This is a genomic window from bacterium (assembly GCA_026708055.1).
Lineage (GTDB): Bacteria > Actinomycetota > Acidimicrobiia > Acidimicrobiales > CATQHL01 > VXNF01.
On sequence record JAPOVS010000052.1, the window covers coordinates 1 to 21,160 of the forward strand.

The 21,160-nt window shown below is 71.2% G+C and carries 18 protein-coding genes, 1 tRNA gene and 1 pseudogene; 8 read left to right on the forward strand and 12 right to left on the reverse strand.

The features are described 5' to 3' along the window. From OXG55_11120 to OXG55_11145, 6 genes are all read left to right on the forward strand, one after another. Window positions 1-1,402, forward strand: a 1,402-nt coding sequence (locus tag OXG55_11120) for a hypothetical protein (GenBank protein ID MCY4103791.1), incomplete at its 5' end; no start/stop codon positions are given. 275 nt (window positions 1,403-1,677) lie between these two features. Next, the gene (locus OXG55_11125; GenBank protein MCY4103792.1) at window positions 1,678-3,117 is read left to right on the forward strand and encodes an NAD-dependent succinate-semialdehyde dehydrogenase; all 1,440 of its coding nucleotides are present in this window, start codon (window positions 1,678-1,680) and stop codon (window positions 3,115-3,117) included. Between the two features lie 228 nt (window positions 3,118-3,345). Further along, a complete protein-coding gene (locus tag OXG55_11130; GenBank protein ID MCY4103793.1) occupies window positions 3,346-4,524 on the forward strand; it encodes an oxygenase MpaB family protein in 1,179 nt (392 codons plus the stop codon). 35 nt (window positions 4,525-4,559) lie between these two features. Further along, on the forward strand, window positions 4,560-5,768 hold the full coding sequence (locus OXG55_11135; GenBank protein ID MCY4103794.1) for an acyl-CoA dehydrogenase family protein: 1,209 nt from the start codon (window positions 4,560-4,562) through the stop codon (window positions 5,766-5,768). A 191-nt stretch (window positions 5,769-5,959) separates the two neighbouring features. Then, a complete protein-coding gene (locus OXG55_11140; protein MCY4103795.1) occupies window positions 5,960-8,446 on the forward strand; it encodes an MMPL family transporter in 2,487 nt (828 codons plus the stop codon). A gap of 70 nt (window positions 8,447-8,516) precedes the next feature. Next, window positions 8,517-8,587, forward strand: a tRNA-Gly gene (locus tag OXG55_11145). A gap of 49 nt (window positions 8,588-8,636) precedes the next feature. On the opposite strand, the gene OXG55_11150 is transcribed toward OXG55_11145, so the two are convergent. The 12 genes and pseudogenes from OXG55_11150 to OXG55_11205 form a co-directional block, all read right to left on the reverse strand. Next, window positions 8,637-9,587: a YceI family protein gene (locus OXG55_11150; protein ID MCY4103796.1), complete on the reverse strand. Its 951-nt coding sequence runs from the start codon at window positions 9,585-9,587 to the stop codon at window positions 8,637-8,639. 352 nt (window positions 9,588-9,939) lie between these two features. Beyond that, window positions 9,940-10,728, reverse strand: coding sequence for an enoyl-CoA hydratase/isomerase family protein (locus OXG55_11155; GenBank protein ID MCY4103797.1), 789 nt, complete (start codon window positions 10,726-10,728; stop codon window positions 9,940-9,942). A gap of 11 nt (window positions 10,729-10,739) precedes the next feature. Next, complete coding sequence (locus OXG55_11160; GenBank protein ID MCY4103798.1) at window positions 10,740-10,952, reverse strand: hypothetical protein; 213 nt, start codon at window positions 10,950-10,952, stop codon at window positions 10,740-10,742. 4 nt (window positions 10,953-10,956) lie between these two features. Then, the gene (gene dnaB, locus OXG55_11165; GenBank protein MCY4103799.1) at window positions 10,957-12,393 is read right to left on the reverse strand and encodes a replicative DNA helicase; all 1,437 of its coding nucleotides are present in this window, start codon (window positions 12,391-12,393) and stop codon (window positions 10,957-10,959) included. A gap of 198 nt (window positions 12,394-12,591) precedes the next feature. Beyond that, window positions 12,592-13,047, reverse strand: a complete 456-nt coding sequence (gene ssb / locus OXG55_11170; protein ID MCY4103800.1) for a single-stranded DNA-binding protein — start codon at window positions 13,045-13,047, stop codon at window positions 12,592-12,594. 340 nt (window positions 13,048-13,387) lie between these two features. Beyond that, window positions 13,388-13,837, reverse strand: coding sequence for a 50S ribosomal protein L9 (gene rplI / locus OXG55_11175; GenBank protein ID MCY4103801.1), 450 nt, complete (start codon window positions 13,835-13,837; stop codon window positions 13,388-13,390). A 227-nt stretch (window positions 13,838-14,064) separates the two neighbouring features. Then, a pseudogene (gene rpsR / locus OXG55_11180) lies at window positions 14,065-14,307 on the reverse strand (30S ribosomal protein S18). A gap of 22 nt (window positions 14,308-14,329) precedes the next feature. Continuing rightward, window positions 14,330-14,686, reverse strand: a complete 357-nt coding sequence (gene rpsF, locus OXG55_11185; GenBank protein ID MCY4103802.1) for a 30S ribosomal protein S6 — start codon at window positions 14,684-14,686, stop codon at window positions 14,330-14,332. Between the two features lie 122 nt (window positions 14,687-14,808). Further along, window positions 14,809-15,657: a 3-methyl-2-oxobutanoate hydroxymethyltransferase gene (gene panB / locus OXG55_11190; GenBank protein ID MCY4103803.1), complete on the reverse strand. Its 849-nt coding sequence runs from the start codon at window positions 15,655-15,657 to the stop codon at window positions 14,809-14,811. Between the two features lie 198 nt (window positions 15,658-15,855). Next, the gene (locus OXG55_11195; GenBank protein MCY4103804.1) at window positions 15,856-16,251 is read right to left on the reverse strand and encodes a DUF5318 family protein; all 396 of its coding nucleotides are present in this window, start codon (window positions 16,249-16,251) and stop codon (window positions 15,856-15,858) included. Between the two features lie 15 nt (window positions 16,252-16,266). Continuing rightward, window positions 16,267-17,559, reverse strand: a complete 1,293-nt coding sequence (locus OXG55_11200; protein ID MCY4103805.1) for a CCA tRNA nucleotidyltransferase — start codon at window positions 17,557-17,559, stop codon at window positions 16,267-16,269. 29 nt (window positions 17,560-17,588) lie between these two features. Then, window positions 17,589-18,593 (reverse strand): histone deacetylase, encoded by a 1,005-nt coding sequence (locus OXG55_11205; protein MCY4103806.1) that lies wholly within the window; start codon window positions 18,591-18,593, stop codon window positions 17,589-17,591. 104 nt (window positions 18,594-18,697) lie between these two features. Between OXG55_11205 and OXG55_11210 the strand changes: the two genes are divergently transcribed. Together OXG55_11210 and OXG55_11215 are read left to right on the forward strand one after the other, a co-directional pair. Further along, a complete protein-coding gene (locus OXG55_11210; GenBank protein MCY4103807.1) occupies window positions 18,698-19,546 on the forward strand; it encodes a DegV family protein in 849 nt (282 codons plus the stop codon). A gap of 5 nt (window positions 19,547-19,551) precedes the next feature. Continuing rightward, the gene (locus OXG55_11215; GenBank protein ID MCY4103808.1) at window positions 19,552-21,147 is read left to right on the forward strand and encodes a protein kinase; all 1,596 of its coding nucleotides are present in this window, start codon (window positions 19,552-19,554) and stop codon (window positions 21,145-21,147) included. The last annotated feature ends 13 nt before the right edge of the window (window positions 21,148-21,160 follow it).

The following is a 21,160-nucleotide window of genomic DNA, read 5'->3' on the forward strand; positions in this document are numbered from 1 at the left end:
CGCCGCCTTCACGGTCACCGCCCGCCCGGCCCCGGCGTCGCCGCTCACGGTCAACGTCGCGGTCGCGCAGACCGGCGACTTCGGCGCACCCGCCGGCGCGACGACGGTGACGATCCCCACCAGCGGCAGCATCACCCACACCGTCGCCACCCTCGACGACGCAGCCGACGAGGCCGACGGCGCCGTCACGCTCACCGTCAGCGCGGGCGACGGCTACACCGTCTCCTCCAGCAGCGGCGCCGCGACGGTCGCGGTGTCCGACGACGACACACCCGAGGTCAGCGTCAGCGCCGGCAGCGGGATCACCGAGGGCGCCAGCGCCGCCTTCACGGTCACCGCCCGCCCGGCCCCGGCGTCGCCGCTCACGGTCAACGTCGCGGTCGCGCAGACCGGCGACTTCGGCGCACCCGCCGGCGCGACGACGGTGACGATCCCCACCAGCGGCAGCATCACCCACACCGTCGCCACCCTCGACGACGCAGCCGACGAGGCCGACGGCGCCGTCACGCTCACCGTCAGCGCGGGCGACGGCTACACCGTCTCCTCCAGCAGCGGCGCCGCGACGGTCGCGGTGTCCGACGACGACCAGGCGCCCCCCGAAGCGGACGACGACGAGGGAGGGCCCGGCGACGACGTCGCGGTCGCGGCCTGCGCCAGCGACGACGCCGCCCTCTTGGCCCGAGTCGCCGCCAAGACGCTCGACCCGTGGAACGGCGCCCGGCCCGACCTGCTGGAGATGTTCGCCCGCGCACACGACACCATGCGGGGCGCCGACACCTACACCACAGCGGACATCAAAGCCCGCGCCGACAAACAGCAGTCCAGCTGGCAGGGCGACGGCCCCAACGACCTCTGGCAGAGCATCTACACAGAACTCGACCGACTCCAAGCCTGCCGCGCCGACCACCAAGACCCGCCCCCGCCGACGTCGCAGCAGCAGGACCCCCCGCCGCCGCAACAACAGCAGGACCCGCCGCCGCCGCCTCCTCCCCCGCCTCCTCCGGCCCCGCCTCCTCCGCCCCCGCCCCCGCCTCCGCCACCGCCTCCGCCGCCGCCGCGGGGCGCGCCGACGCTGTCGGTCCACGACGCCTCAGCCGACGAGGGCTGGGAGCTCATCTTCGTCGTCACCCTCTCGGCGCCCTCCGACGAGGACGTCACCGTGCGCTGGCACACCCGCGCCGCCGACGACCCCGCCGGGCGCGCCCACGCCAGGCGCGACTACCTCCACAACAGCGGAACCGTCACCATCCCCGCCGGGCAGACCACCGCCTTCGGCGCCGTGCTCCTCCAACAGGACGACCTCCCCGAAGGCGACGAGCAATTCGCCGTCCAACTCACCCACCCCCAAGGCGCCACCCTCGCCGACGCCGTCGGCGCCATGACCATCACCGACGACGACTAGCCGGCCGCCGAGCAGTCCACGGTCACCGCCGGCCCCGCGGCTCCGTCATTCCGGCCTCCACCGGAATGGCGGGGCGGGGCGCCGGCGGCCTACTCACCAGCCGCCTGGACTCCGGCCCCGGATCGAGTCCGGGACAGGCTCTCCGCCGGAATGACGCACCGGGGCGGCGGGCGCATTGCTCGGCAGTCTCCTATAGGGCCGAGCAACGCCGACGCCGCGTCGGGCCGGTAACGTCTGGCTGGACCGCTGATGCGCCGAACAGGGAGGGAAACGCCATGATCGACGCGCTCGACCGGCTCGGAGGGCTTCTCGTCGACGGCGACAGCCCCCGCGCCGACGGCAGGCTGGACGTCTTCGATCCCACAACGGGTGACATGATCGCCGGCGTCGCCACCTCCACGACCGACGACTGCCTAGCTGCGGTCGAGGCGGCGGCGCAGGCGGCCGAGGGATGGGCGACCTCTCCGCCGCGTGAGCGGGCCGAGATACTGCGGCGCTGCTACGAGACGATGATGGCCGAGCAGACCGAGATCGCCGAACTCCTGCAGCTCGAGAACGGCAAGCCCATGGCCGAGGCCCTCGGCGAAGTGGCGTACGCGGCGGACTTCTTCCGCTGGTTCAGCGAGGAGGCGGTGCGCGTCGCCGGGGAGGTCCGCCGGTCGCCGCTGGGCGACAAGCGCATCATCGTGCTGCCCGAGCCGGTGGGGGTCTCCCTGCAGATCACACCGTGGAACTTCCCCGCCGCCATGCCGGTGCGCAAGATCGCCCCGGCGCTCGCTGCAGGATGCACCACCATCGTGAAACCGGCGCCGGCCACCCCGCTGACCGCCTACTACATCGCCGACCTGATGGAACGCTGCGGCGCCCCGGCGGGCACAGTCAACCTGGTGCTCCCCGAGCCGCCGAATGAGGCCACGGCGGCGATGCTGGCGCACCGGGCCGTCCGCAAGGTGTCCTTCACGGGCTCCATAGCGGTCGGCAAGCACCTGCTGCGCCTCGCCGCCGACCGGGTGCTGCGGACCAGCATGGAGTTGGGCGGCAACGCCCCGTTCGTGGTGCTGGCCGACGCCGACGTGGAGGTGGCCACCGAGGCCGCCATCGCCGCCAAGATGCGCAACACCGGCGCCACCTGCGTCGCTCCCAACCGGCTGTACGTACACGAGCGCGTCGCTGACGACTTCACCGAGGCGCTCAGCGCCCGCATGGCCGGCCTCACCGTCGGCTACGACCGGCAGCCCGACGCCCAGGTCGGCGCGCTGATCAGCACCCGCGAGCGCGAGAAGGTCGCCGGTCTCGTGACCTCGGCCGTGGACCGAGGCGCCAAGGTGGTGACCGGCGGGCGGGCGCCGGGGGGCGACGGCTATTTCTACGAGCCGACCGTGCTGGCCGACGTGGCGCCGGACGCGCCCATCCTGGCCAGGGAGATCTTCGGACCGGTGGCCCCGCTCGTGCGTTTCGGCGACGAGGCCCGCGCGATCGAGATGGCCAACCACACCGACGCCGGGCTGATCGCCTACGTCATGAGCGGCGACCTGGGCCACGGTCTGGCCGTCGGCGAGCAGCTCGATGCGGGCATGGTGGCCGTGAACAGGGGGATCATCTCCGACGCCTCGGCCCCGTTCGGGGGCGTCAAGGAGAGCGGCATAGGCCGGGAGGGCGGTTTCGAGGGGATCGAGGAGTACCTCGAGCGCAAGTACGTGGCGAGCAACTGGTAGCGGCCGCGGCGGACCGTCCTCCCCCGCCCCGACGGGCGCTGACCGTCACGCCGCGGCGCCGGGGCCGACAGCGGCGGCAAGTGCCGGACACCGCCCGGCGGATAGAATGGTCGACGGTGTTCTGACGCTCCGTCCGGGGTGACCGAGACCCTCGGTCCGCCACCACACCCGCGGAACCGCGCAAGAGCCGACCCCCGAGGCCCGATTGCAGTACCGAGTCGACCGGCAATGAACAGACCCCGCGACTACGACAACCCGGGCTACGAGCGGGCCCGCGGGTCGCACCCCGAGATGGCGGACAACTACGTCGCGCACACCGTGATCGCCGACCCGATAGCCGACGCGGCAGTGGATGCGCTCACGTCGCTTGATCGATTGGACGCCAGCCGGCTCGTCGGCGCCTATATGGACAACACGGACGGGGAAGCCCTGCCCGATGCGCCGGCGGCGGTCCGCGAGCTCTTCGAGGACGCCACGACCCCGCCCGGCTGGCTGGACCTGCCCGCGCTCGCCCCGGCCGTGCGGATGTTCCACAGGAACACGAAGCACGTTCTGGCGGGGATGCTGGCGGGCGTGCTCGTGGAGGGCTTCTCCACCAACATCAGCGAGTCGTTCTTCATCACCGGCCGCCTCCGCGATCAGGGCGTGCGGCGCCTGCAGCAGAACAACCGCCACATGGTGGAGATCTTCCTGCCCGGCGGGCTGGAACGGTACGGCGACGGCTGGAAGCTCTCGTTGCGTATCCGGCTCGTCCACGCGCACGTCCGGCGACTGCTGACGAACTCCTCCGACTGGGACACCGAGCGGTGGGGGGCACCGCTGAGCGCAGCCCATGTGGGCTACGCCGTCACGGCGTTCTCCGCCCGGCTCCTGAAGCACATGCGAAGCCTGGGTGCCACCTTCAGCGACGAGGAGGCGGCCAGCTTCATGGCGACGTGGCGCTATTCGGGCCGCCTGATGGGCATCCCCGACTCGATCCTGTTCCACGACGAGGCTGACGCGCTGCAACTGTTCGAGATCGGCGCCGCCTGCGAGCCGCCGCCCGGATCGTCGTCCATCGTGCTGGCCAACTCGCTCGTCAACTCGGCACCCCTCGTCGTCGGCATCACCGACCCGACAGAGCGGCGGAACCTGGCGAAGTACGTCTACAAGGTGTCCCGCTGCCTCATCGGCGACGAGCTGGCCGATCAGCTGAACTACCCCCCGCAGTCCACCGCCGGGGTGCTGGGCTGGTTCCGGGTCCAGTCGCGCTACGACCGCCTCGTGTCTCGGCACTTCCCGAAATACGTGCGGAAGAACAACTACACCAACTTCACGACGCTGCTGTCGGGCTCCCGGTTCGACGACGAGGGAATCAGCTACCGGATGCCCGACCACGTACACGCCGAGCGCTCCGGCAGATGGTGAGGCCGCCGGCGACGAGGAGCGCAGAGGAGGGACCGATGGGCGCTGAGGGGTCCGCTGGACGGCACGGCGTCGGGCCGGGCGTGACCTCGCCCGCCGATTTCCTGGCGATCGACTCGTTGCTCAACGACGAGCAGGTGCTGCTGCGGGACACGGTGCGGCGCTGGGTGACCGAGCGCATCGTGCCGCACGTCGGCGACTGGTTCGAGCAGGGGACCTTCCCCGCAGAGATGCTCGGACCCGAGTTGGGATCCCTGGGCCTGCTGGGCATGCACCTCGAGGGTTACGGCTGCGCCGGTGCCGAGGCCACCGACTACGGGCTCGCCTGCATGGAGCTGGAAGCGGGGGACTCCGGGGTGCGCAGCTTCATGAGCGTGCAGGGTTCGCTGGCGATGTTCCCCATCCGCGCCTACGGCAGCGAGCAGCAACGCCTGCAGTGGCTGCCCACCATGGCGGCCGGCGAGGCGGTCGGCTGCTTCGGCCTGACCGAGCCCGACGCTGGCAGCGACCCGGCCGCCATGCGCACCCGGGCTCGCCGCAGAGGCCCCGACTGGATCCTCAGCGGCACCAAGATGTGGATCACCAACGGTTCGATCGCCGATGTGGCGGTCGTGTGGGCGCAGACCGACGACGGCGTGCGCGGCTTCGTCGTGCCGACCGACGCGCCGGGCTTCGGTGCCCGCGACATCCCCCGCAAGCTCTCGCTGCGCGCCTCGGTCACATCCGAACTCGTCTTTGAGGACGTGCGCCTCCCCGCCGACGCGGTACTGCCGGGAGTGGTCGGGATGCGGGGGCCGCTGTCGTGCCTCAACGAGGCCCGCTTCGGGATCCTTTTCGGCGCCGTGGGGGCTGCCCGCTCCTGCTACGAGGCCGCTCTGTCCTATTCCGCCGGCCGCAACGCCTTCGGTGGGCCGATCAGCCGGTTCCAGCTCACGCAGCAGAAGCTCGTCGAGATGATGATCGCCGTCCAGCGGGGCACGCTGCTGGCGCTGCACCTGGGACGCCTGCGTGACGCCGGCCGACTCAGCGCCGCGCAGATCAGCGTCGGCAAGCTCGACAACGTGCGCATGGCCCTGGACGTGGCCCGCACCGCCCGCGGCGTCCTCGGCGCCAACGGCATCACGCTCGAGTACCCGGTGGTCCGCCACATGAACAACCTCGAATCGGTCTACACCTACGAGGGCACCCACGAGATCCACACCCTCATCCTCGGCCAGGCGCTCACCGGTCAGTCGGCCTTCACCTGACCGGCACCCGAGCGCCCGAACGAAATGCATTAGCGGATAGGCTCTGACCAGGCGCTTTGCAGTCGACTACGGCGGCGCGAATCGCGTCGCCGGAGCCTGGATTCCGGCCTTCGCCGGAATGACGGGAGTTCGCGGATTGGAATTCTCAGTCGGTGATGGCCGCCTATCCGCTAACGCTCTAAGGTCGAATCATGTTCCGGTGGCAGGCCCGGACGATTCGGAGGTCACCGGGACGGGTGCTCGCGGCCCTCGGCGCGGTGACGCTGGCCCTGCTCGCCGGCTTCCTGGTGCAGGACCGGCCCGAGGGCCCCGTCGACTCCACCGGCATATTCCTGCCCGCCGGCAGTGACCTCGCGGTCGCCACCGACGCCATCAGGGAGAGCTTCCCCGCCGCCGCCGACTTGCGGGTGGTCCAGATCCTCGCCAAGGGCGACGTCCTGACGGCCGAGGGTCTCCGGGCAATCAAGAACCTGCAGACAGCCATCAGCAACGACGCCGGCGTGCAGCCGTTCCTGGTCGCTGAACCGCTCTACGGCTATGTCCAGATCATCGAGCTGGCGGCCGCCGAGGCCGGGCTGTCGCTGGCGACGATCACCGATGACCAGCTCTCGCTGGGACTGGCCCGCCTCGCGCGCGATCCGCAACGGGCAGAACTGCACGACCTGCTGGAGCGCTTCATCGCGCGGAACGCGAGCGGGGAGCCGACGGCGGGGCTCTCCCTGATCATCCTCGACGACGCCGGCGACCCGCTCGGCCAGGAGCGAGCACAGCTGCGCGCCCATGAGATAGCCGAGGGGGTGGACACCGGCGGGCTGGACGCCTCGATCATCACCCTCGCCAAGAGCGACGCCGAGGCCAAGGAGGCGCGGGACCGGAACCTCGTCACCGTCACGCTCATCGCCCTGGCGGTGATCGTCGTGCTGCTGGCCGCCTTCTACCGCACCCAGTCCGACGTCCACATCACCATGGCGGGACTCGGCATGGTGATCCTGTGGACCCTCGGCGCGCAGGCCTGGCTGTCGCCGGGCGGCGCCGGCGTCGTGGACCCCGACAACATCCTGCTCACGCTGGTGCCGGTCCTGCTCATCAGCCTGTCGGTGGACTACGCGCTGCAGATCACCGGACGCTACCGCGAGGCCTTGCGGAGTGATCCCGAGCGCGGGGCAGAGGCGTCGGGGCGCGCCGTCTCGCGCGCCGTCAGGCTCTGCGGGGTGCCGGTCCTGCTGGCGGCGGGCACGACCGCCGTCAGCCTGCTCGCCAACCTGACCAGCAGGTTCAAACCCATAGCCGAGTTCGGCATCATCGCCAGCATCGGGGTCGTCTCGGGCTGGATCGTGATGACCAGTTTCGTCCCAGCCGCCCGCCTGGTGCTGGACCGGCGGCGCGCCGCCAAGGGACGGGAACCGGCGGTCCAGCCCATAGCCGAGCGGATTCCCGGCGCTGCGGCCGCCCTCCCCCGCATCGCCGCGATCGTCGTGCGCCGGCCGCTCCCGGTCCTCGCTGCCGCCATCGCCGTCACGGTCCTAGCCGTCGTGGCCGCCACTGACCTCAGCACGACTTTCGCGGTGAAGGACTTCCTGCCGCGGGACTCCGAGGTGGCGGAGGACTTCGACTACCTCGACGAGAACTTCGACGGGAGCGCCACCCTGATGACGGTGCTCATAGAGACCGATCTCAACAGCGGTCGGGCGGTTCGTGACCTCAGCGACCTCCACACGATCCTGGTCGACCCCGCCCGGCGCCCGGACGGCATCATCGGGCCTCCCCTGTCCTCGGCCGGGACGCTCCTCGCCGACTGGACCGACGAAGCCGGCCAGGCGGGTGACGGCGATGGCACCGCCGTCTCCGGCGCCTTCGCCGAGCTACGCGCCGAGGTGACGGCGCCCGAGGGGGACGTCCGGCGTGCGTGGGAACTGCTCGAAGGCGCCGACGCCGCCGGTTTCGCCGAGGTCCTGGACTTCCGGGCCGACGGCCCCGACCGCACCATCATCCAGATACCCGTTGCCACCGAGAGCAACGAGACCCTGCAGGAGCTGATCGGGGAGATCGAGGCGCTGTGGGGCGGCGGCGCCTCGGAGGTCACCGTCACGGGCGGCGACGCGCTCATCGCTCTGATCACCGACGAGTTGGCGGCCAGCCAGGTTTCCAGCGTGAGCCTCGTCGTCGCTGCCGCGCTGGCGATCCTCATCCTCTACTTCGGCTTGAGCGAGCGCCGCCCGCTGCTCGGACTGATCACGATCCTGCCGATCACGGTGACCCTCGCCTGGCTGCTGGGCGTCATGTGGCTGTTCCGGATCTCCTACAACATGAGCACCGCCCTCATGGTGGTGCTCACGATCGGGATCGGCGTCGACTACACGATCCACCTCACGCACCGCTACCTGGAGGAGCGGAGGGATTCGCCGGAGGTGGCGGAGGCGTTGCGGCGGGCGATGGTCACCACCGGCGGGGCGCTCCTGGGCAGCGCCCTCACCACCGCGCTCGGCCTGCTGATGCTGCTGTTCTCCCCGCTGCGGCCGATGCAGGAACTGGGCATCCTCGCCGCCGTCGCAATCTTCTTGGGGCTCGTCGCCACCTTCGCCGTGCTACCGCCGCTGCTGGTCCTGTGGTCGCACTACCACCGTTGGCGCAGCCGCGGGAACGGGCTCGAGGCCCCCGAGCCGGCGCCCACGGGCTAGGGCGGAGGGCTCCGGCCTGTTCGACGGGACTGCGAAGGCGCTGTCGACCGGGTAGCGTCGGGGTGCCCCTGCGGGTGTAGTTCAATGGCAGAACATCAGCTTCCCAAGCTGAATACGGGGGTTCGATTCCCCTCACCCGCTCCGAGAGCCCCCGCGGGAGCGACATGTCCGAGGCGGGTGCCGGGCCGGTTCAGCGGGTGAAGTTCAGCAGCAGTTCGATGGTTCCGACGTCTTCCACCGAGAGCACCACAGGGGCTCGCGGAGGACTGATCCCGTAGTCCTCGAAGCGGATCTCGAAGGTCCCCCCGACAATAACGACCGCCTCGATCCAGGTGGCCTCGAGGGAGATCTCCACCGGGCGGCTGGCACCGTGGATCTCGAAGGCTCCGACGACGGTCGCCGTCACCGACTCGCCCGCGGCGGGCAGGCTCTCGAAGGTGACCGGCTCGGTCAACTCGAAGCGTGCCGCGGGGAACTGCTGGGTGTCCAAGGCCCGTCGCACGAGACCGTCGCGCTGGGGCCGGTCGCTGACCACCGTGGTGAGATCAACCTCCACCACGGCCGTTACCACCGTCGTCCCGGCGATCTCCAGGGTTCCGGACACAGCCGGAGTCCGCCCCACGGCGTCGGTGGCCCCGATCCCCGAGAGTTCCTCACCCACGCGGTAGCCGGCCCAGGAACTGGTGTAGTCCTCAAAGTTCCCGAGCGTCGTGTTGACCGACCACACGCCGTCGAGGTCGGCTGCGCCGGGTTCGGTGGGTTCGGCGGGCGGCGCTGGCTCAGCGGGGGGCGCCGGTTCAGGTTCAGGCGGTGGCGGCGGCGGGTCGGACGCCGACGGCGGAGCAGGTGAGGCAGGCGGCGCCGGCGGCGCGGTTGGTTCGGCGGGCGGTGCCAGCTCGACAGGGGCCGGTGGAGGAACGGACGCGGCCTGATCGTCGGCCGCGGGCGCCGGCGCGGGCACCTCTGTCGTTGCCGTCAGTGCCTCGCTGCGTTCGAGCACCGACGGTGGCGGCGGGGCGTCGCCGCGCCACACAAGCAGCCACACCAGCACGATCGCCACGATCACGGCCACGACACCGGCTGCCGCAAGGGTCAGGATCTTGCGGCGCCGTGACCAACCGCTGAGACGTTCGAGGATCATGAGGGCACTCCCGCCGCAAGGGTAGGCGGAGCAGGCGGTGCTCCAATCCCGTGCAGCGCTCCGGCAGGCAAGAAGCGCCTAAGAGCACGAGCGGACAGGCTCTGACCAGGCGCTTTGCAGTCGACTGCAGCGGCGCGAATCGTGTCGCCGGAGCCTGGATTCCGGCCTTCGCCGGAATGACGGGAGAATTCCTCGGTCGGCGGTGGCCGCCTATCCGCTAATGCTCTAAGAATCTGCCGCTCGGCTCGGATCAGACTGGCTGAGGACGGCGCCGAGCAGGGGAACGGTCCTGTCAGCCGGGCGCCGCTGACGGTGGACGCCAGCAGGACGGCGCCAGCCAGTGAGTTCAAACTCAGCGTCCCACGAAGCGAGCCTTGCCGGGGCCACCCTCGACGAAGCTCTTGACGCCGATGCGCGCATCCTCGGTGGCGAAGGCGGCGACGAACTCTCTGGACTCCAGGTCGAGGGCGTCGCCGAGCGGCAGGTCGAAGCCGTCGTTCATGGCGGTCTTGGCGTGCCGCAACGCCGCAGGTCCCGCGGCGAAGCGCTCGGCCATGGCCACCGCCTGCTCGTACGTCTCCCCTGCCGGGTGCACGGCGTCGGCCAGGCCGATGGTCAGGGCCTCCTCGGCGCTCACGCGGCGACCGCTGTAGATGATCTCCTTGGCGCGGCTGAGCCCCACGAGGCGCGGCAGGCGCTGCGTGCCGCCGGCGCCGGGGATGATGCCCAACAGGATCTCCGGCTGACCGAAGACGGCGTCGTCGGCGGCCACACGGAAGTCGCCGGCCATCGCCAACTCACAACCACCTCCGAGGGCGTACCCGTTCACCGCTGCCACGAGGATCTGGGGAATGCACTCCAACCGGCGCAGCGCACCAGTGAGGCTCACGGGTGCTCCCGCGCCGTCCGCGCCCGCGGCGCGGCCCGGCCTGAATTCCTTGATGTCGGCGCCGGCGGCGAAGATCCTGGGGCCTCCCCAAAGCACCGCCGCGCGGATGTCCGGGCGCCGTTGCAACTCCTCGGCCACAGCGGCGATCTCCGCTGACACCGCATTGCTCAGGGCGTTCATCTTCGGTCGATCCAGGCGGATCGTTGCCACGCCGGGCGCCGTGTCGGGCTGGAGGTGGACGAATTCGCTCATGGCGGGTCAAGCTATCCGGCGACGAGACTGGCCAACGCCCAGATGGCCGCAACCGTGCCGACGGCGATCATGACGAGGCTCCGCCCCAGGGGCGGGCGGCGCAGGTCCTCGCCGGCTCTGCCGGGGGGCCGAGGACGGGTGAGCGCCAGGATGTTGCCGACGGCCATCGCGCCGCCGAGGGCCAGGACGAGCCAGCGCAGGATGTCGTCGCCGAGGAAGACCACGCGCTCAGAACTCCCCTTCCGATGAGCGCTGGCTGAGGTTGTCGAAGCGCGTGTAGTGCGGCAGGAAGGCCAGCCTCACGACGCCGGTGGGACCGGTGCGGTGCTTGGCGACGTGCAGTTCGGCGATCCCGCGGTCGGAGGTGTCGGAGTTGTACATCTCGTCGCGGTACAGGAACATGACCACATCGGCGTCCTGCTCGATGGCGCCCGACTCGCGCAGGTCCGCCAGCATCGGCCGCTTGTCGGCGCGGCTCTCCGGGGCGCGGGAGAGTTGTGAGAGCGCCATGACCGGGCACTCGAGCTCGCGGGCCAGGATCTTCAGGCCCCGGCTCATCTCGCTGACCTCCACCTGGCGGCTCTCGGCGCCGACACGGCCGCCCATCAACTGCAGGTAGTCGACCACCACGAGGCCCAGATCGCCCCATTCGGCGTGCTTGCGGCGCGCCTTGGCGCGGATCTCCAGAACCGAGGTGCTGGGGTTGTCGTCGATCCACAGCGGCGCCTCGGCGAGATGCCCCACGGCGGCGTTCACGCGCTTCCAGTCGTTGTCGCTGAGGCGGCCCGAGCGGATGTTCTGCGTGCTGACCTGCGCCTCGGAACACAGCAGCCGCTGGGTCAACTCCAGATGGCTCATCTCCAGGGAGAAGAACAGCACCGGCCGGCGGGCGTCCATGGCGGCCGCGGCGGCCAGGCCCAGCGCCAGGGAGGTCTTGCCGATACCCGGCCGGGCACCCAGGATGACCAGCGTGGACGGCTGCAGGCCCAGCAGGAGGTTGTCCAGGTCGGTGTAGCCGGTCGGCACGCCGGTGAGGCTCTGGCCGTGCTGGTACAGCTTCTCGAGGTGCTCCACGCCCTTGTCGATGAGCGTGTAGAGCGACTCCAGCGACGTGGCCGAGGCGCCGCTGGCGACCGAGAAGATCATCGACTCGGCCTGATCCAACGCCGCGTCGACGTCCGCGGGCCGGCTGTAGGCCAACTCGGCCACCTCGCCGGCCGCGCCGATGAGCCGCCGCAGGGTGGCGTTCTTGGCCACGATGTCGGCGTAGTGCGCGGCGTTGCCCGCCACCGGCGTGCTGGCCTGAATCTCCACGAGAGCGCCGGCTCCGCCCACGGCCTCCAGCAACCCGTTCCGCTGCAGTTCGGCCGCCACGGTGACGGTGTCCACCGGTTCGCCGGCGCCGTACAGCGCGGCCACAGCGTCGAAGACATGGGCGTGCGCGGGCCGGTAGAAGTCCTCCGCGGAGGTCAACTCCACCGCATCGGCGATGGCCGCGGCGGTCAGCAGCATCGCCCCCAACAGCGCCCGCTCCGCAGCGAGGTCATGCGGCGGCACCCGTCCCGGCGCTCCCTGACCTGTTCGGTCCCCTTCGCCACGGCGCGCTGCTGCGGCGCCCTCGCGGGCACCGGATCCGGGCTGCAGAGTGCTCGAAGTGGTGGTCATGGTCACCGCTTCAATGTGCGACGGGGGTGTGACAGCGTCCCCCGAGGGAGTTCGGTTGAACGATGGGGCCCGAGGGCCAAGGGGCCGGACATCCGCAGGCGCGGTCCCGGCGATATCCCTTGCCGGGACTAACGACCGGCCAGGACGCTCATTCTCGGACGTTCCCCGGGCGTGCCGGGGACATGGGTCCGGATCCGCTCAGAAGGGTTCCTCGTCGCCGTAGGACGGCGTCGCGGCGCGAGCGGGGCTCCCCCCGGGCGCAGCGGTCCGCCGCGGGGCCGTGCCGTTGCCCTCCCGGAACTCGTTGCGGTTGACCTGAGCGGAGGCCCAGCGCAGGCTGGGCGCCACCTCGTCGGCCACGATCTCCACCTTGTTCCGCTTCTCGCCCTCGGGTGATTCCCAGGAGCGCTGCTCCAGCCGGCCGGACACGATCACGCGGGCGCCCTTGGTGATCGATTCGGCAACGTTCTCCGCCAGCGACGACCAGCAGGTGATGTCGAAGAACGAGGTCTCCTCCACCTGCTCGCCACCGCGCTCGTAACGCCGGTTCCACGCCAGGCCGAACGTACAGACCGGTGTCCCTGAGGGCGTGAACCGCAACTCGGGATCGCGCGTGGCGTTACCGACAACCGTCACAGTGTTTCCGAAAGCCATTGGCTCTTTCCTCCTTCGTTCTTCACCGAACAGCATAGTACATGTGTTCGGATAGACTGCCCCGCCCGCTCGACGGAGCGACCGGCATGATTGCATCGCCGCGTTGTAGAACGCTTGTCAGCGACCTAGGGATTTCCGGGGGTAATCCCCATTCCTCGCGGTGGATTGTCCGCGGTAAGACCGGGGACGCACGGGGGATACCGACAACTCAAGTGTGAACACATCGCCTGAGGGCTACGGGAATCCGCTGCCCGACGACCGGCGACCAGGGTGGCAGCTACCACTCTACAAGGAAAAGCACTGTAACTCCACCCAAGGAGCGGACGAGCGTCCGCCGGCCTCAGGTCTCGGCAATGACCTCGACGCTCACCTCGGCGGCAACCTCGGGGTGGGGTTTCACCGGAACCACGTAACTCCCGAGTTCCTTGATCGGCTCGGGAATCTCCAGCATCTCCGGCTCGAGCACCACCCGCTCCTGCGCCGCGATGGCCGCGGCAAGGCTCGCCGCGTTCACGGACCCGTAGAGGCGCCCGGCCTCGCCGGCACGTGCCACGACGCGAATGCTGCATCCAGCGAGCCGCTCGGCCATCTCCCGGGCCTCGCTCAGCACCGCGGCGTCGGCGATCTCGCGGCGGCGGCGCATGGCTTCGGCCTCGCGCTCGGAGCCTCGTGTGGCACGTATCGCCAGGCCCTTCGGAATGAGGTAGTTCTGGGCGTAGCCGTCGGCCACCTCGCAGATGTCGCCCCGCCGTCCGAGGGACGGCACCTCGTCGCGCAGCACCACCTTCACGAGACCGTCTCCTCCGCATCCTCCGGGACCTCCGCGTCCTCGGGAACACCGGCAACGTCCGGAGCGTCCGCGTCCTCCGGAACCCCGGCGTCCTCGGCCGAGGGGCCCGGCGGGGGCGGTGGCACGCTCGGCGGGCTCGGGGGCGAGCCGTCGCGCCAGCCGGGGCCTCCCTCGCCGCGCGGGCCGCCGCTGCGGCCGGCGCCGCGCTGGGTCGTGATCCGGTTGGCGTAGGGAAGCAAGGCCATCTCCCGGGCGTTCTTGATCGCACGGGCGACGGTGCGCTGTTGCTGGGCGTCGTTGCCCGTCACACGGCGGGCACGGATCTTGCCCCGATCCGACATGAAGCGGCGCAACAGGTCCACATCCTTGTAGTCGATGTACTCCACCCGCTTGTGGGTGAGGACGCTGACCTTCTTCTTGCCTCTGCGGATGTTGTCCCGGCTCTTGGCGCGCGGGCGGCTCTTGGACATGGTCTCCTCCGGTACGGGCGGGCTAGGAGGCCTCGGCGGCCACGGGATCGGGCGACGTCCCGAGCAGGCCCCGCCGGGCGGCTTCGGAGTCGGGCAGCCGGATGAGCTTGTGACGGACCACCGCGTCGTGGAGGCGGAGCGACCGCTCGAAGCCCGACAGGTCGAGCCCGTCGCCGACGAACTCGAACACCACGTAGTAGCCCTCGTGCAGGTGGTCGATCTCGTAGGCGAACCGGCGCTTGGGCCAGCGGTTGACCCGTTCGGGATCGACTTCGATACCCAGCGATGCCAGCCCGGACAGCGCCCGCCCGAGTGGCTCATCGACGGCGTCCTCGGCCAGGTCGCCGCGATAGATGATCATCAACTCGTAGGCCCTCACGGAAACAGGGCACCTCCTCTGGTCCTGCGGATGCAGGGCCCCGCCGTGCGGTCCGGCGGAGCAGGCTCTCGATTGCAGATCACCCTACCGGGACTCGCCGCCGCCCGGCGCGGCCGCCGGACTCAGGAGGCGTAGAGCCTCAGCGCGGCGGCTTCGGTGGACTTCAGCGAGTACGACTCCTCCGCCGCCGGGAACCGGCCCGAGCGCACGTCGGCGGCGAAACGGCCGAGAGCCTCGACGGTGGCGTCGCCGAGGTCGGCGTAGCGGCGAACGAACCGGGGCCGCAGATCGTCCTGCAGACCCAGTAGGTCGTGGTACACCAGCACCTGGCCGTCGCAGTCCGGACCCGCTCCGATGCCGATCGTCGGCACCCCGACCGCCTCGGTGACCAGCCCTGCCACATCGGCGGGAACGCCCTCCAGCACGACCGCGAAGCAGCCGGCGTGCTCGAGGGCCTTGGCGCTCTCCACCAGCTGGATCGCCGCCTCGGCGGTGCGCCCCTGAACCCGGAACCCGCCCAGGGCGTGAACCGACTGGGGTGTCAGGCCGACGTGGCCCATGACCGGAATCTCGGCCGCGACCAGGGCTTCGATCATCGGGACCCGCCCGGTGCCCCCCTCCAGCTTCACGGCCTGCGCGCCGGCGCGGACGAGCCGGGCTGCATTGCAGATGGTGTCCTGGGGCGACACGTGGTAACTCAGCCACGGCAGGTCGGCCACGATGAGCGCATCGGGCTCGACCCGGGCCACAGCCGCGGTGTGATGAGCCATGTCGTCGACGGTGACGCCGAGCGTGTCCGGATAGCCCAGGACCACCATGGCCAGGGAATCGCCCACGAGCAGCATGTCGACGCCGGCCGCATCGGCCAGTCGCGCTCCCGGAGCGTCGTAGGCGGTCACCATGACGAGCGGCTCGCCGCCGGCGCGCGCTTTGCGCGCCCGAACGGCGGGAACGGTGAGACGAGTGCCCATTGGGCACCTCCTTTCGGTGTCCAGCGCGCAAGGCTGCCGGCAGGCGCCAGCGTAGCCGGGCGGCGGGATGGCCCCACCCGCCACCGCGGCGGGCGGCAGGCTCCTCGCCGCCTTGTGGTTCCGCCCGCGAGGAGTGCGGCGTGCCGTCAGGCGGCCCGGGACGCCGGATGCGGCCTCGGGCGGCGTGCGGGCGGACTGTCAGCGCGCGCCCGCGACCCCGAAGCGGAACCGGAGGTGGTTCCAGGAACAGTCCGAGCAGACCTCCACCACGTAGCAGGTGAAGTCCCCCTTGCGCCGGCGGATCCGGTCCCAGTCCCCGTTCGTGGCCACACAGCGACCATTCGGCGGTAGGCGAGGTCCGAAGACGTACCGGACGAGGACGAGCGGCCCGTCACCGCACAGCGGGCAGGACTCGTTGGTCTGCTCGCTGTAGGACCGCGCCGCCCGCAGCAATTCCGGATGCGCGTCGCAGGCGTCTGAACGGCTGATGCGCCCCTGGCGGACGCCCGTCAGCGTGGCCTCCCGCAGCAGCCGGTAGTCCACCCTTCCCGGCCCTCGGGTGGGGGCGTGCAGCGCTGCCGGATCCGTCGTCACAACTCAAGACAGTACTCATCTGTCGGCGCGGCGTTTGCGACCGCGCTCCCACCACTCGCTCAGGCGCCGCCGGGCCTCGTCGCCATCCAGAGGTCCGCCGGCAATCCGCAGCTCCTCCAGATGGCGCAGTGCGGCGCCGACATCGGGGCCCGCGTCGATTCCCAGATGCGCCATGACCTCCGATCCGCTGAGCGGTTGGAGCGCCGACAATTCCCCGCGGGACCACAGCTGCTCCCAGCGCTCCACGAACGCCGCAACTCCCGCATCGTCCGGCGCCGCCGCCGTGGCGAGTTGCGCTGCCGGCGCGGAGACGTCGCCAGCCTCCGCGGCCCAGCGCCGGACCGGGGCGTCGCCGGAGGGGGCCGAAGCAGCGTCGAGCAGCGACCGGGCCGCGGTTGCGATGCGCCCGGCGCGGCGGGCCACTGCCCCGGGAAAGCGCAGCCGGCCGGCGCTGGCCCCGACATCGGGCACCGCCCAGAGCAACGCAGCCAGCCGCAGCGACTCCTCCGGCGCCACCAGGTCCAGGAGTGCCACACCGGCTGCGGCGTCCGGCTCCGCGGCGGCCAACTCCGGGATGATCTCGACCAGCACGCCCGTCCGCGCCAGCAGGTCGGCCCCGGCGCCGGGAGACTCGGCGACCAGCAGCAGCGAGAGTTCCCGCGCGCAACGCTCTGCCGACACGATCGCCAGACGGCCGCGGAGTCGACGCATGGCGGCCTCGAGATCCGGCTCGGCGGTCAAGCCCAGCGTGGCCACGAAACGGCCCGCGCGGAGGATCCGCAGCGGGTCCTCGCTGAAGGAGAGCTCGGCCGAGCGGGGCGTGCGCAGGCGGCCCCGCTCCAGATCCTCCCGGCCGCCGAACGGATCGATCAACTCGGTGGTCGTCGCCGCCGCCGCGCTGGCGGGCACCTCGAACGCCATGGCGCCGATGGTGAAGTCGCGCCGTGTCAAATCGGCCAGCAGGTCGCCGCCGTAGGTCACTTCGGGTCGTCGCGAGTCCTCCACGTAGACCTCGGCGCGGTGTGTGGTGATCTCGACGGTCCGCTGCCCGCGCCGGCAGCCCACCGTGCCGAACTGCTCGCCCTGGGTCCAGACGGTGTCGGCCCAGCCACCCAGGATGCGCCGGACCGTCTCCGGGCGGGCGTCGGTGGTCATGTCCACCTCGTCCCGGGGACCCAGCGGCGTACCGCCCAGGAGGCTCCGGACCGCTCCGCCCACCACGTACAGCCGCCACGCACCGGCGGCGGCGAACTGCCGGCCCCAGGGAACCAGCACGGCCGCGGCGGCGCGGATCGTGGCCAGGGTCATCGTCGTCTCACCGGGCGCGGCCCGGCCACTCAGCGATCCAGGTGCAGCCGGGCGGCAGCGTCCACGACAACACCCCCCGGCCCGCCCGCGGTGACGGGCTCCGGCCGGTACGACACGCCGGCAAGCGCGGCCACGCAGGCGGCTGCGCTCGCCCCCAGCGCCGCCAGGTCGTACCCGCCTTCCAGAAAGGCCACGACGCGGCCCGCCGGCGCCACGGCCCGCACGGCGGCCGTCAGGTCGGCGAAGTCGCCGGCGCTCAGACCCAGCATGGTCAGCGGATCGGCCCGGTGGGCGTCGAAGCCCGCTGAGAGCAGCACCCACGTGGGCGCGAACCGCTCGACGACCGGTGAGATGACCTCGTCGAAGGCGCGCCGGAAGACGTCGCCGGTGGCCCCCGGCGGCAGCGGAACGTTGAGTGTCGTGCCGAGCCCGGCTCCCGCGCCAATCTCGTCGACGGCGCCCGTGCCCGGGTAAGCCGGGAACTGATGCAGCGAGACGTACAGCACATCGGGGGACTCGTAGAAGATGTCCTGCGTGCCGTTCCCGTGGTGGGCGTCGTAGTCCACGATCAGGACGCGCTCGCCCTCCGAAACCAGCCGCGCCGCGGCGATGGCCACATTGTTGAACAGGCAAAATCCCATCGACCGGAACGGCGTGGCGTGATGACCGGGCGGCCGCACGGCACAGAAGGCGGCCTCGCCGCGCCCGGCCGCCAGTTCCGCCACGGCGGTGAGGCCGGCGCCCGCCGCCAGCCGGGCCGCCACAACCGACCCGCCGCTGAGCACAGTGTCGGGATCGAGGGCTCCGCCGCCACCGGCAGCCAGGGCCGTGGCGCGGGCTGCGACGTCGGCGCCATGCACCATCCGCAGGTCTGCAGCAGTGGCCTCGCCGGGCGCGCATTCCACGATGGCGTCGCCGAGTCCCGCAGCGAGCACGCCCTGGTGCACTGCGTCGACGCGCCGGGGACGCTCCGGATGTCCCCTGCCGGGATCGTGGTCGAGGCAGCGCTCGTCGGCGAGGAACAGAACCGTCACCGCAGCGAGCCTAACCCAGCGCCCTTCCGGGACATTCGTGACTGTGGCGCACATTAGGGTGAAGCCCGGAGAACCCACGAGCCCCCCACCGAGGAGAATCCGCCATGAGCAGCATCCGCATCGTCACCGACAGCGCCAGCGACCTGACCGACGAGCTGATCGAGCAGTGGGGGATCAGCGTCATATCGCTGATCGTCACATTCGGTGAGGAGCCCCTGGTCGACCGGGCGGAGTTGAAGCCGCAGGACTTCTACGCACGCATGAGCGCCGCCGAGGAGTTGCCCACAACCGCAGCGCCGTCTCCGGGGCATTTCGAGGAGGCGTTCAGAGCACTCGCCGCCGACGGCGCCAGCGGGATCGTCTGCGTCAACCTCTCCTACGAGCTCTCGGCCACCGGACCGGCCGCTGTCACGGCCGCCGAGTCCGTGTCCGATCTGGTCGACGTTCGCTGCGTTGACTCGCGCTCGCTGACGAGCGGGCTGGGTTCGATCGTCCTCGAGGCTGCGGCCGCCGCCGAGGACGGCAAGTCGCTCGACGACATCGAGGCCCTCTGCGCCGACATGGCCGAGCGCACCCGCATGTTCGGCGCCATCGACACCATGGAGAACCTTCGCAAGGGCGGCCGTGTGGGCGGCGCCAAGGCGATGGTTGGTTCGATGCTGTCGATCAAGCCCATCGTGGACGTGAGCAGCGGGCGTGTCGAGGAGGCCGCCAGGACCCGCACCCGGCGCCGTTCCTTCGCCTGGCTGCGTGACCGGATCCTCGCCGACGAACCGGTCACCCACCTCTGCGTCGGGCATGGCGCCGCCGAGGACATGGACGACTTCCTGGCACTGCTCGGCGAGTCGATCGATCTCGAACGTGTGCGCACCGGCTGGATCGGCCCGGTCATCGGCACCCACGCGGGCCAGGGAGTGATCGGCGTCACATACGTCGTCGGCGGCGACGACTGACGCCGGTGACCGCATCCGCCGGAGGCAGCAGCGAGCGACCGCCCGGCGAAGCCGCGGCCGGGCAGATCCTCAAGGGGCGCTACCGACTTCTGCGCTCGCTGGCCGCCAGTCCTCGAACCGAACTCTGGACGGCGCGCGACGAGGTTCTGGACCGGACGGTGCTGGTGAAGCTCCTGCACCTCGCGCCGGGCGATGCGGCGGTCCGGGAACGATTCCGCAGCGAGGCCCTTGCTGTGGCGCGGCTCGCCCACCCGGGCATCGTGGCGATCTACGACACGCTCCTCGAGCCCGATGTCACAGGTCTCGTCCTCGAGCACGTCGAAGCCATGCCCCTCAGCCGGTTCCTCCACGAGGGCGGTTCGGTGTCGGTGGGCGAGGCCCTGAGCATCGCCCTGCAGCTGGCCGACGCTCTCGCCGTGGCGCACGATCGGGGGGTCCGCCACTGCAACCTGTCGCCCGACAGTGTCTGGCTCTGCGGCGACCAGCGCATCAAGACCACAGACTTCGGAACCGCCTGGACCCTGGGCGACGTGTCGGCCGGCGACCTGCCTGCCTCCGCCTGGGCGCAGGAGCAGGCCGACATCCGCGCCCTCGTCGGCGTGCTGCGGGACTGCCTGAGCTCCAGTGGCGACCCCGTCGACCCCGTCGACCTGCCGGAGGACTTGGCGGCCTTCATCGCCACCGCAGAGTCCCCCCCGCCCAGGAGCCGGTTCGGCTCGATCGCCGAGGCGCGATCCTTCCTGGCGTCGGCGCGCGGCGTATCCCCGCTGCCGGAGCTTCCCCGCATCGACCTCCCGGCGAGCACTCCCGACCTGCCCTTGCCGGATCCCGAGCCGATCACCCGGCCGCGCCGATTCCCCCGTGCCCCGGCGGTCGCGCTCGTTGCCGCCGCGGTGGCGGCGGCGGTCGTCGTCCCGGCACTCACCGGTGACGATTCACCTGCCCCGGATCCCCCGCTGCCGGTGCCCCCGGTCGTCACGACCCAAGCGCCGGAGGATCCGGCCGGCGGCGAGCAACCCCCGCCGGCGGCCGCCGTACCCGACGAGAACGGCGACGCCGAAGTCGAGGACCCCGTCGAAGGCGACGTCGAAAGCACCGGCGACGGATCACCGGCTCCGGAGGCGGATGGATCGCTGCCGCCCGGCGACGCCGGTGTGGCGATCGTGGACGTGCGGACCGTCACCTTCCGCCCGCCTGCAACCGGCGCGGACGATCCCGACGCCCTCCGGACCCTCGACGGCGATCCCTCCACGCACTGGGCCACGCCGGGTCTCAGCGCCGGGGACAGCACCGTCGCCGGCGTCGGGCTGGAATTCCACCTCGCCGAGCGGACCGCCGTGTCAGAGTTGGCGGTCACCTCCGACACGACCGGCTGGGAGGCGGCGGTCTTCGTCGGCGAGGGCGGCCACGAGCGATTGAGCGACTGGGGCCCGCTCGTCGACCAGCAGGTCAACACCACCGGTCACGTGGTCCTCGGCCTGGCCGACCAGCAAGCAGCCGCGGTCCTGCTGTGGATCCCCGACCCCCGGGCGGCGTTGACCGACGAGATCCGCATCGCCGAGGTGATCATCTCGGCGGCACCCGACCCCGCAGTACGCTGAGTCGATCGGTCGC